Annotated in this window: 10 protein-coding genes; 1 reads left to right on the top strand and 9 read right to left on the bottom strand. The window is 45.1% G+C overall.

The genetic code is table 11. The features are described from left to right. Positions 1-116 precede the first annotated feature (116 nt). From ABWH99_RS23640 to ABWH99_RS23600, 9 genes are all read right to left on the bottom strand, one after another. Positions 117-1,700, bottom strand: a complete 1,584-nt coding sequence (locus ABWH99_RS23640; protein ID WP_375582540.1) for an IS66 family transposase — start codon at positions 1,698-1,700, stop codon at positions 117-119. A gap of 74 nt (positions 1,701-1,774) precedes the next feature. After that, a complete protein-coding gene (gene tnpB, locus ABWH99_RS23635; protein ID WP_375582539.1) occupies positions 1,775-2,122 on the bottom strand; it encodes an IS66 family insertion sequence element accessory protein TnpB in 348 nt (115 codons plus the stop codon). A 2-nt stretch (positions 2,123-2,124) separates the two neighbouring features. Continuing rightward, the gene (locus tag ABWH99_RS23630) at positions 2,125-2,421 is read right to left on the bottom strand and encodes a hypothetical protein (protein WP_375582538.1); all 297 of its coding nucleotides are present in this window, start codon (positions 2,419-2,421) and stop codon (positions 2,125-2,127) included. Positions 2,422-2,476: 55 nt separating this feature from the next. Continuing rightward, a complete protein-coding gene (locus ABWH99_RS23625) occupies positions 2,477-3,100 on the bottom strand; it encodes a tetratricopeptide repeat protein (RefSeq protein WP_375584231.1) in 624 nt (207 codons plus the stop codon). Beyond that, on the bottom strand, positions 3,088-4,431 hold the full coding sequence (locus ABWH99_RS23620) for a tetratricopeptide repeat protein (protein WP_375584230.1): 1,344 nt from the start codon (positions 4,429-4,431) through the stop codon (positions 3,088-3,090). Before ABWH99_RS23620 ends, ABWH99_RS23625 begins: the two co-directional genes overlap by 13 nt. Further along, a complete protein-coding gene (locus tag ABWH99_RS23615) occupies positions 4,416-6,614 on the bottom strand; it encodes an urea transporter (protein WP_375584229.1) in 2,199 nt (732 codons plus the stop codon). The genes ABWH99_RS23620 and ABWH99_RS23615 overlap by 16 nt, the downstream gene beginning before the upstream one ends. A 10-nt stretch (positions 6,615-6,624) precedes the next feature. Next, complete coding sequence (locus tag ABWH99_RS23610) at positions 6,625-7,983, bottom strand: alanine racemase (protein ID WP_375584228.1); 1,359 nt, start codon at positions 7,981-7,983, stop codon at positions 6,625-6,627. A gap of 19 nt (positions 7,984-8,002) precedes the next feature. Continuing rightward, positions 8,003-9,049: an ATP-grasp domain-containing protein gene (locus ABWH99_RS23605; RefSeq protein ID WP_375584227.1), complete on the bottom strand. Its 1,047-nt coding sequence runs from the start codon at positions 9,047-9,049 to the stop codon at positions 8,003-8,005. After that, on the bottom strand, positions 9,036-9,293 hold the full coding sequence (locus ABWH99_RS23600; protein ID WP_375584226.1) for an HPr-rel-A system PqqD family peptide chaperone: 258 nt from the start codon (positions 9,291-9,293) through the stop codon (positions 9,036-9,038). Before ABWH99_RS23600 ends, ABWH99_RS23605 begins: the two co-directional genes overlap by 14 nt. Positions 9,294-10,683: 1,390 nt before the next feature. Here ABWH99_RS23600 and atpD point away from each other — a divergent pair. Then, entirely contained in the window at positions 10,684-12,147 is a 1,464-nt protein-coding gene (gene atpD / locus ABWH99_RS23595; protein WP_375584225.1) for a F0F1 ATP synthase subunit beta, read from the top strand.

Below are 12,147 nucleotides of genomic sequence, written 5' to 3'. Positions count from 1 at the left end.
CGCGGTTTAGAAAAAGAAGCCGGGTACCTTACCTCCGAGCTAACACAGCTATTTGAGCAAGGCTAAGCCTTCCTTTGCGGAAGAATCGTAAGCAAACGGCCAACCCCCTATTAAAATTAGCTGGGATTCCCTTGATGATTTTTCCACCTGTGGGGCAGCAGGTCGGAGAACTTGCCGTCATAGGTGGGGTTGTTGAGTTTTCGCAGCACGTCGAGCAGCCAGTCATGGGGATTTACCTCGTGCTTTTTGCAAGTCGCGAACAGGGAGTAGATCATTGCGGCGTTCTGAGCAGTGGCGTGGGTACCAGCGAACAGGTAGTTTTTCCGTCCCAGGGCAATCGGTCTGATGGCGTTTTCAATAAGGTTGTTGTCAATCTGAAGTTGTCCGTGGAGGGTGTATAGCTTCATGCTGTCCATGAGCGGAAGTGCATAGGCGATTGCCCTTCCTATCGGTGAGGAAGGGAGTACCTTGGGATACTCGGCGAGCATCCAGTCGTGGATTTCCCGCAGTATGGGTTGGGATTCCTCCACCCGTTTTTTGACGATGAGGTTTTCGGGAAGGGGCGGTTCGGCTTCCCTGATCTGTTTTTCTACTGCATACAGTTTGGCAATCGTCCCCACCGCCCAAGAAGCCCTATCTCTGTCATAAACTGCTGCCTCGTCGAACTTGCGGCGGATATGAGCCATACAATAATAGTGCTTTATGCCTTTGTTGCGGGCAAAAAGACTATGGTAAACCTCATAGGCATCTGTCTGGACCACGCCCTTGTAATTGGCCAATATCTCCTCTGGGCCGGATTTGTTCCTGGCGGTCCGGTAGTCAAAGAATACCAACCCGTCCACGGGGGCATGATAGGCCCACACGAAACCCCTATGGGAGGAACCCTTCACGCCTCCGTTTTCGAGTACCTGCATCCGGGTTTCGTCTGCCTGTAGATAGAGATTGGCCAGGGTTTCGCGCTTGAGTGCGTTGTAGATTGGGGTGATTGCTTTACAGGCTGCATTGGTGTTGTCGATGAGCGTGGAGGCGGGGATTTCGAGCCCTATTCGCCTGAACATCTGCTGCTGCCTGTACAGGGGAAGGTGATCCACGAATTTGGAGGTAAGCAGGTGGGCCAGAACCGATTCATCGAAGAGTCCCCTGTTTACGGTCCTGGAAGGGATTGGGGCGATCAGCACTCCCTTTTTGCCGGTTTGCGAAGGGTCAATGAGGGCCCATTTCCTGCGAACGGTCCTGCGCACTTTAAAACTGGCGGGTACCATCACCAACACCTCGCTGGTTTCTTCTCCGATGATTTTGTATCCTTCCAGGTTTTGGTTGGGGTCTATGATATCGATTTCCCGCTCCAGGCTTTCGGGAAACACCATGCGGGGACCTCGGGCTGCGGCTTTCCTACGCTTGCGTGCCTGTATGTCCTGCTCCAGGTTCGCCTTTTCCACCTCGGCGGCAGTAAGCTCCTCGGAGGCTTGAACATCGGCTTCCCCGGCACCCAAGGGGAAGAGGCCCAGCTGCCCGTTGCCCGAACCGCTCACCCGGTTGTCGGATTTTGAGGAGGAGAAGTGCCTGCGCCGCAGTTCGGCTGCGTCCAGTAGGGCTAACTTAAGTTTGAGTTCCGTTTCCAGTAGCATGCGCCTGCTTTCGGCCAACTGTTTTTGGCTTTCCAGGTAGAGCGCTTTATAGTCCGGTACGGCTGTATTCATAGTATAAAAATAAATATAAAAAGTGACTTTAAATCATTTAAAGGCCACTTTTTTACAATATTTTTCACTTTTTTTTAAGTGAAAATATTCCTTTCGTACCGCTTTCTGAGTTGTACGGAAGCAAGCTTCACGCCCTGCAAAACCAGGGTCAGCTCCCTGGCGGAAACCAGTGTTTTGCTGTTTTTAGGACGCTCGAACGTACCCGACTCCAGACGCTTGATGTACATGGCGTAGCCGTCTCCGTCCCACTGGAGCAAACGCATTTGGTTGCCGCGTTTGCCTATAAAAATAAACACGTCACCCGAAAGGGGATCAAGTCCCAGATTGTTTTGGACAAGGCCGGCAAGGGAGTAAATTCCGCAGCGCATGTCGGCAGGCTTGTGGTATAGAAAATAGCGTACCGAAGAGGAAAGGGAAAGCATGCTTACGATATCAGCGCTCTGAGCCAGGCGGTATCCGGAAGGCGCTGAAAGGAAAGCCTGGTCCCGTTGGGAAAGTTCAATACCGCAACAGGCTCAGGTTCGGGATCGCTAACACGCAACTCGGTAAAACCTGTGTCCACATTCTTTTCCTGCCCAAACTTCTTGGACCAGTACCGGAAAGTGGCGTACTTGACTGAGGATTGCTTGCAGAACAGACCGACGGAAATACCACTGGCCTTCCACTCTTCATAAAGGGAATGATAATAATCCCTGGGGGAAATAGTTTGTAAATCTTTCATGCAGGCAAAGGTCTCGAACCCCTGCCAGAAAAAATAGATGGGGGTGGGCGTTCGCTTACGAAGAATCTCCTGGATTATAAAGTAAAACTTTTTGGAAAAGGACGATCGCTTCCCGGCTTTTTTGCAATTGGAGTTTGTTCCATGCCAGCAACAAAAGCCCATCGTAATCAAAGGGATAAAGATTGACCACCTTTTCAAGATACGGATCGGCCTTATCAAAATTTCCCCGATTGTAATAAATCAAACCAAGGCGGTAATTTACCAAGGAGTTTTGTGGATCAATTTGCAGGATCTTTTGGTAGGTTTCTTCTACTTCGGTCCACAAACCTTGGACTGAAAGGGGAAGAACCAATCCCAGTTTGGGCTCCACCGCATAGGGTTTTAAACTTACTGCCTTTCGATAAAATTCGATCGATTCATTTAAGCGGGATGCTTGATAGTGCAGCCAGCCCAGCCGAAGATTTATTTCGTAGGAATCTGCCCGGTAATTGTCTTGAAGAACCTGAATAGCTCCCATAAAATCCCCTGAATTCTCCAAGGAATAGCTTTTTTGGAACGCCTGTTCCAGATTTTCCTGGGCTGAAAGGACTCCAAGAAATCCCACAAAGAAGATTCCGACTAGAAATATCCTTCGGAAAGTGGAAAAAGCAATCGGTGATTGTATTGTTAAAACTTCCATGACAATATAGCAGTTAGGGATTGTTGTTGATAGGTTTGTTGGTTTTGTTCTTCAGAGATAGAAAAAGACCGGAAACGGCTGCTAGTGGAAAAATGCGTGAAATCTAGCGTCAGTTTCCAGTTGGATTGGGGAAGTAACATCAGCCTCCCTCCCCAACGTTGATCGATTTGATCCAATCGGTTAAATACGACTACACCTTGCTTGGTTACGTAATTTTCGAGCGAACCAATTGTCCCATATCCTTCGACCCAAAGAAAATCGGTCAATTTCGTTCCTATTTCCTGATTGAAAATCAAGCGATTCGTAGACGGATTTTCTCCAAATCTCTGGCTTTGAAAACTAAGTGCCGAGTAGGTATACAAATTCAAATTCCCCATCGGAAAAAGGGTGAGTTGAAGGTCCGACTGCACCTGCCTGCCTCCGTTGATTTCGCCCAAATAAAGTGTAGCCCCGACATCTAAAAGCTGAAGATTTTTTGAAATCCCTACAAAAGCCATCCAGTCAAATTCTTGTAGCCTTTCGATCTGAATTTGAGTTTGGGGTCCATTCCCAATCGATTGAATACGGGGTGAATCATAGGAAATAAACAGCCATTGCCCTCCAAAAGAAAGATGGAATCCTTTTCCTAAATAATAATTTGCAGAAGCCACATATTGCCAACTGGAGGATTTATTATCCGGTAACTGAAAAGAAAGCCCCTCCTCTTGATAGTGATAAAACTGGGTGGCCTGTAAAAAGCTTAGGCCTTGATATAAACTCCATCGCGGAGTTGCCTGAAAATCCAATCCCCAAAAGCCATAATGGTGGAATCGGGGTACGAACTGGTAGCCACCGGCCCCTTGGTCTAGCGGCTCGTTAAAGTCCTCGATCACCTTGTCATCCGGCAAAGCGGTGTAATTGTAAGCCAAATCCAATCCTTGGAGACCGGTTAGTCTTTCGGTTTGCGTACTTTTTTTTAATTCAGCAGAAAACCCTTGAGCCAACAAACGGGCCTGGGCTTTCCTGCCGGACCAGAGATAGGCATAATAGAGATATTCCTCCACATATTCCTCTTCCCGGCTTACCTCTCTTGCTTTTTCGAAATGGAAGGCTGCCTCTTGATAATTCTGACGTTCAAAAAAAGCGATACCCAAGCGAACCCGGAGATAATAGAAGTCCATCCCTTGATTAAGCGCATCTTTCCCCACCCGAATTACCCCCTCCCAGTCATTGGCTAGATAAAGGGAATAGGTTTCCGAATCAACCCAGGTAAGGCTTCGCTTTTCCTGGGCATGAATTCCCCCAAGAAATCCGAGAAAAATCACTATCACTATCGTCACTCGCTTTCGCATACCGCCTTTATTTTTTGGGTACCTCTTTCAAACACAAAGGAATGCAGTCCCCCTCCATTGATGACAAATTCGAATCCGGAACTTTCCACCGTGTTTCCAAAAGAAGATTTCCGGATACTGCCTTTTAGGGAAAGGGGCTTATTGGAAAATCCGCGGTTATGTTCCGGGTAATGCAATTCGTATTCGGCACGTAAATACTCATGGAACGGTGCCAAAAAGTCTTGAAGAAAGATTCTTCTCGGATTGAAGATTTGATTGATAGGAAAGGTGTCGCGCAATATCAAGCCAGGAGTAAACCCAAAGCTGATTTTATAGGCCGATAGGTAAAATAGGTACAAGAGGGATTTTCTCTTGCCTTCAAAATGTGTGAAGTGGAGCATCAAATCGTCTACCTTGAAGTAGGCCTTCGAATCCGTTTTTTCACAATAGAGGTACTTATTCAGGAAATAATCCCGTCTGACTTCCCAGACTTCCATATTTTCAATGGTTTTAAGCCGAATCGTCTCTCCAACTACAAATGAAAAAGCCTTTTTCATTTCAGGCTGAGGAGTCAGAGAAGATACGAAAGCATCTTTTGGCGGATTGGAAATTGATTGAAGCGATTCCTTTCCTTTATACCGAATCAATACATCAGAAATGGGGTAATCCAAGGTGTTCGAACCGATGTACGGGCTTGCTTGAAGCTGAAAATGCAAATGCGGATAGGGTGAATTGCCGGAATTTCCACATTTTCCCAGCACCTGTCCTTTTTCCACCGGGTCTCCAGGCTTGACTGGGATGGAATTTTTTTTCAGGTGGGAAAGCTTGGAATACAAAAACTCCCCATGTTTGATAATAACCGTATTTCCCCAATTGTCCTCCAGGTTTCGGGTACCAATGACATTGTCTTCCACCTCATTGACCACTTTTTCAACCACTCCTTTGGCAGGGGCTAAAATGTTTTTATCGAAACAAAAATAGTCCAATGGATAATCTCCTTCATTTCGATAGGTCCGGCCTTTTTCGTCCTTTAGTTCGAAATCCCAGGCATGCCGCCAATCGTCTTTATGGGTATACGCTCCATTGTGGCCCTGGGTCACGGTCCACTCTCCAAAAAACGGGAGATAGATCGGAATGGTACTGCTTTGTCCAAACCTTCTCATGAAATTGGTAAAGCTGTACAGGTTTTTCTCCGGAGTATTTTGCTGCCAAAAAATGGTACTCAATCCAGCGCGATTATCTACCCTAAATTTCAATGCGTACAGGGTAATGAGCGTTACTACATTGAATGGGAAAGCATGCACGGGCAAGTAAAAGGAGTCCAAAATCTGCTGAAGCGAAACCGTCATCAGGACAGCTAACGGTATCAGCAGGAAAAGTTGTAAGTAACTGTTTCGACTTGGAATAATAAAGAACCCACCCAAAGCAATGGCCGTCAATACATAGTTGAATCCAAAATAGCTGAAGCTGATTTCAGAAAAGGGAATCCCCAAAACCAAATAAAACAGGTAGGCGATATAAAATCCGAGCAAAGAAAGGGTGAAGGCAATTCTTGAATAAATCAAAAGGCCAACAGCAGCCACCATGCCAGCGAGCAAGGTTTGCTGGAAAAAAATCGCTCCCAACGAAAGAAAATAGGAGCGCATCGAATCTGGGATCGCTAAATATTGCACCCACTCATAAAAGGCAATCAGGGGCTTCCCTCCAAGCGTATAGAGTTCATTCAAAATATAAACGCCTCTTTCGCTGAGGCCCAGGTCTGCAAACTGCCTGGCCGACAAACGAAACATCCAAAAAATAAGGATAAAGGGAAGGCTTAGAAAAGGAAGACCATATTTCCCCAATACTCCTTCCAGCGTCACCGAAAGCAAGACAGATAGTATTCCGGAGAGAAAAATCAAAAAGAAAAGGATGCCACTGGGTTCAAAATAAATCCCGAAGCCGACGCCCACCAGCAAGGCATTGAAACCATAAAATCCCTTGCGGATCAAACTGTCCTCAAAACCTAAGATTTTTGCCGTTATGAGGGCCGAGCAAACGGCTACTAAACCTGAAAGGCCAACAAATACATCGATGAAAGTAACCAGTAATAAAGCAATGCCAAACCCCTTATTATCAGAGAAAAAGACCTGCGCGTAGCTGTTGGACAAAGCTATTCCAAGCCACTCGAGCTGCTTGATACCCTGTTTGACTTTCCAAGCCATATCGAATTAATTACAAATCAAATTCTTGTAAATGATTTGGAATGAGCTCTTGGGAATTGAGCGTTTCCAAATTTTCTCTTTTTCGAATTACATGAGGCTTCCCCTCCCCATCCAATAGAATAACCGTTGGTCGGAAAGTGATAAACTGCATCCACTGGGTCATATTATAGGCTCCAACTCGTCGGACCACAAATCGATCTCCTTTATTTAGCAATGGAAACATCATATTGGAGCGGATTACATCAATATTCATACATAGCGGACCAAAAATGGTTGTATCCTCCGATTGGTCAGACACCGGGGCCACTGGTCGGATATCGTGATCATACCAAAAGGAAGTAAAGAGCAGATTGACCCCTGCATCGAGAATTGTGGCACGCCTTCCATCCGATAACCTCTTCGTTGCCAATACTGTCCCCGCCAAATATCCTGCATCGTCAATCAACGCCCTGCCCGTTTCCAAAATCAGCATGGGCAAATGATCCGGTTGGATATCGGAAGTCATCAACGCCGAAGTGATAGCCTCTGCAAAATCATCAAAGGAAGGAGCCGTATCCGTTCCGGGATAATAGGCTCCTTTCAGGGTGTTTTTGGAAGCAAACCCTCCTCCCATGTCGATGTACTGGAGCACATGGCCGTATTTTCGCTCAAGTTTCACCGCCAAGCTGGCTAATTTGGTTGCAGCGATGCGATAGGCATCTGTGCTAAGCATGTACGTACCGATATGTGTATGAAGGCCCACTAAATCCAGGCTTTGGCTGGTCATGATTCTATTGAGTGCGTCCCATGCCTCTCCATTTTCAAAATTAAATCCAAATCGATCCCAAAGCGGGTAGATTCCGGTATCTAAATTTACCCGTATGGCAACCTTGGGTCTTTCTTCCATTTCCTTACTGAGATGAATCAACGCATACAATTCATCAAAATGGTCGATGTGAATCAGGGATTGATGTTGAGTGGCTATTTTAAGGTCATCGGTGGATTTATCCGGCCCATTGAATAAAATCAATTCACCGGGTACACCGTTGGCAAGGGCCTTTTGATACTCAAAACCAGATACTACTTCCGCCCAAGCACCTTCCTGATGGAAAATATTGCAGATCGCATTCAGGTAATTGGTTTTATAAGACCAGGAAAACTGAACCTTCGGATAGCGGGAGCTAAATGCACGGTGGGCTTCCCGATACGTTTTCCGGATCGTTTGTTCTGAAAGAATAAATAAAGGTGACCCAAATTTCTTCAACAGGGATTCAATGGAAACTCCATCGATATGACTCAAGGGTTCCAGCCGCCTTGGCATGCCATATTTACTCGGAAGCCCTGCATTTATCCGTTGGATAATGGGCCGTTCAAAAGTTAGCTTGTTCATTGTCTTCGGGTAAAATAGTTTAGAGTTCTCCGACAGTGGAGAACTTTTCAAATGCCTTCAAATCGCAAATCATATCGTAGGAATAGCGGATAAATAGCCTTCCTACCGCATATTCGTCAAACGGCTTTACTTCCTGCCCTAAGGCCAAAAGGACCAAAGCCTCCGGTAAATTTTGACCTGATGCCACCGCCAGGTATACCCAAGCCGGTAATCGCGGATTAATTTCAATGAGGTAAAGTTCCTGCTTAGCTGTCCGGATCAATTCCAGCTCCATTCCTCCTCTCCATTGCGTTTGGGAAATCACCCGGTTCGTTAATTCCAACATGGCCGAATCCTGCAGGGTAATGCCACCCCATGCTTTTCCTTTGTCAGTGATGTAGGTCTTTCGCATCGGTACGGCCCCAATGGTATTTCCTTTCCCATCTCCCATGGCCACGACATTGACTTCCGTACCTCTGATGAATTCTTGTATTACAATGGGGAGCCCCCATTTAGAAGCGATTTTGTTGAAATAAATGGCTACCTGCTCCCGGTCGTACGCCATATGTGCGTCATAAAATTTCCCTTTGACTACTACCGGGTAGGTAAACTTTTCTTCAATCTCTCTCCAATCCTGGAGACTTAAAATAGGCTCACTGTAAGGGACTTTTACCCCATATTTTTTTCCAAATTCCGGCAAATTCGATTTATGTCTTTCTTCAAATTGCTGGAGAGTCGGTAAAAAAGTACGAATCCCCATTTCCATAAGCGTTCGCTCGGATTTCATGACGGTAAATAACTCCGAGTCAAAATTGGGGATTAAAACTCCGATATTTTCTCGCTCATGAATATACCTGATCCGGTCCAAAAAAGGCTCTGCACCATCGGAAGGGTAAGGAACCTTATAGGTTTTATCTAACAAATCATGCATGTAAATCCCGGGCTCCAAATTTTCATACGCAAGGCCTACAATGCGGACATCGAGTGAATTAGAATCCTTTAATCCCCGAATGACGGGAATCCCCGGACCCGGACTGTCGATATTATTCAATCCAGAGAGTGCTACGGTGACTTTAATCTTCTCCATCCTGTTCGATTAGATTCATTTGTTTGAGAGTCGCCACAAAATCATAGTAGTAGCGTTCAAAACTCTCCGGATCAACCTCATATTTTTCGGTAAGGCGCTGAAATATCGCCGGAAAATCTTTTCCCGCTTGGATCAATTGAACAATCTCCAGCCCCGTAGCATTGAGTGAAAAGGAGTCTCCTGTCCCGGCATCAAAGACAAATCCGGACTCACTAATAGCAATATTGTGTTTGAGTTTGGCCATGATTTCTTGGGTTTATCTCATTGAAAGTCCCAGGAAAATAAAGGAATTAAACCAGAAATTACTATGATAAATATCACACAGACGCTTCAAACCCCAGTCTGAATGCCCTTGGTTTTGAATGTATTGGTTTGGTGGAGCCTAAGCCCAGAAAATTAATTCTTTGGAACGGATATATCCCTGAATTGATTGGTCCCTTTGCCTCGGTTTATTTTAAATCAGGTTACATTTTTCTTTGGTTTCCCTACAACCAATAGACTTTGAAAACCTTAAAACGCTTTATGTGCCTTGCTTGGGTTGCAACTCTTGTTTATCCGTAGCTGAACTATATTTTTATCAGTAAGAAATACAATGGGTTGAAAAAATTTCGTACAACCAACGAAAAAATTCTTGCCTTGAATCTGCTACGTTCGATTGGGCAACAAGTTAAGCCCTGTTAAGTTAGCGCCAATGAAAAAAGGAAAATGTAGATCCGTTGGCAAAGTCTATAAATCCAGGAGCGATAACAGATATTCCGGTTCGTGAAGGACCATCGACATGAATATGCTGTCGGGAAGATGTGTGAGATCTTTGAAGTACAAAGGAGAGACTATTAATAGTTTAAACAGATAGCCCTCGCAAAGAGAACTGGAAAAGAGGTACTTGAAAACAACCATTCTTGAGCTGCGCGGGGGATTCCAGTTCCACCCGAGCAGTCCCACGTTGAAATAGGAACTCAAAGACCGTGGAAACAGTATGCCTGTCAGGAATTCACAAATCTGCTACGATACCACAAAGTCCTTCAACGCATGAGCTGAAAGGGAAACTGCTGGGATAATGTGGTGGCAGAAACCTTCTTCAAGATTCCCAAATCACAATTAATTTACCAGCTCCCTGAACTTCAGTTTTATCAAGCCAGATTCGAAATCCTTGGGTTCATTGAGATCTGGTTCACCAAGAAAAGAAAACATCCCTATTTGAATTACCTTATCCCTGAACGATTCGAAAAATCAAATCAATCAAAAGCACCTTAATCCATTGTCCAGTTTTTTGTAGCAAGTTTAACGCAAATTCACTAACTTCCTTGAGAGTTTTGTCGGCAATATTGAAAAAATACACTAATACTACCAAAATCTGATCGTAGTTATCAGGTTGCTAAAGGCCGACACATTTGGCTTGAATAGTTATATCCCTTCGGCGCTTAATGTAGGGGAACCTCTTAACGGTTATCATTTTCCATCTCAACACGAAAGATTTACGAGTGTTAGCTGGATTAAAAGAGGGTTTGCAATGCGCTTGTCCTGAATCAATCGTGAAGCGATTTCATCAGGCAGTAGAAAAGCGATTGCCAATTTAGAGGTTAGAATGTGCAAATAAATCCACATTGAATACCAGTAAAGAATAAAGCGCTAAAATGATCAATTCTTTTAAATCAACTACCGGAAAAATAGCAAGCATTCGCGGAAGCGTAGTTGATATTTGGTTTAAATCCCAATTACCGGCCATCAATACCCTACTGATAACCGGAAAAGACAAGCAAATTAAAATGGAGGTTTATACGCAGCTGGACGCGCATCATGTTCGAGCTATTGCAATGACCCCTACACAAGGATTAGCCCGGGGTATGGAAGTGATCTCGGAAGGCGATCAACTTTCCGTTCCTATAGGGGAACATATTCTTGGACGCATGTTTGATGTATTCGGCAATACCATCGATCAGGGAGCGCCCTTAAAAAACCAGAAACGGAAGTCTATTCATCAATCGCCTCCTTCGCTGTCCAAAAGATCCACGAAATCTGACATCTTCATTACCGGAATTAAAGCCATAGATGTACTGATACCCCTGGAGCGTGGAGGAAAAGCGGGTTTATTTGGTGGAGCCGGTGTTGGTAAAACAATATTGCTCACAGAGATGATTCACAATATGGTAGGCCATGACAAGGGGGTCAGTATGTTCTGTGGGATTGGAGAACGTTGCCGGGAAGGGCAGGAACTCTATCACGAGATGAAAGATGCGGGGGTATTGGACCATATGGTTTTGATGTTTGGGCAGATGAATGAACCTCCTGGCGCACGCTTTCGGGTAGGACATGCAGCATTGACGATGGCAGAATATTTTAGAGACGAAGAACACAGGGATGTCCTTTTACTTATTGACAATATTTTTCGCTTTATTCAAGCCGGCATGGAGGTTTCCGGATTAATGGGCCAAATGCCCTCCCGTTTGGGCTATCAGCCCACCCTGGAGACGGAGTTATCAAAGCTTGAAGAGCGTATTGCCAACACGGATGTTGGGGCCATTACTTCCATTCAGGCAGTATATGTTCCTGCGGATGATTTAACTGACCCGGCAGCAGTTCATACCTTTTCTCACCTGTCGGCATCGATTGTACTTTCGAGAAAGAAAGCCAGTGAAGGGCTCTATCCTGCCATTGATCTGCTACAGTCGAATTCAAAAATGGCTACGCCGGGAATAATCGGCAAAAGGCATTACGAATTGGCACAGGAAATACGGCAGACGTTGGCTCAATATGAGGAATTGAAAGACATTATTGCGATGCTGGGCCTTGAGCAATTATCAACTCAGGATCATCGCATCGTAAATCGCGCCAGACGTTTGGAACGGTTTCTTACACAACCTTTTTACGCCACTGAACAATTCAGTGGGATTAAAGGGAAAGAAGTAAGTTTAAATGATGCACTCGACGGTTGCGAACGTATTCTTTCTGATGAGTTGAAAGAAATCCCAGAACGCGCTTTTTACATGATTGGAACCATTGATGAGGCTTTAAAAAAGATTCCTTCCAAAGAAAAAAAGGGTATTGAGGATGAAAAAAAGAGCACTTCCGAAAACGAAGAAGTAGATACCACCACATGA

The sequence above is a fragment of the Cyclobacterium xiamenense genome, from assembly GCF_042140265.1.
GTDB lineage: Bacteria > Bacteroidota > Bacteroidia > Cytophagales > Cyclobacteriaceae > Cyclobacterium > Cyclobacterium xiamenense_A.
The sequence above is the reverse complement of the archived record's forward strand: the minus strand, read 5'-3'. Positions and strand labels throughout refer to the sequence as shown.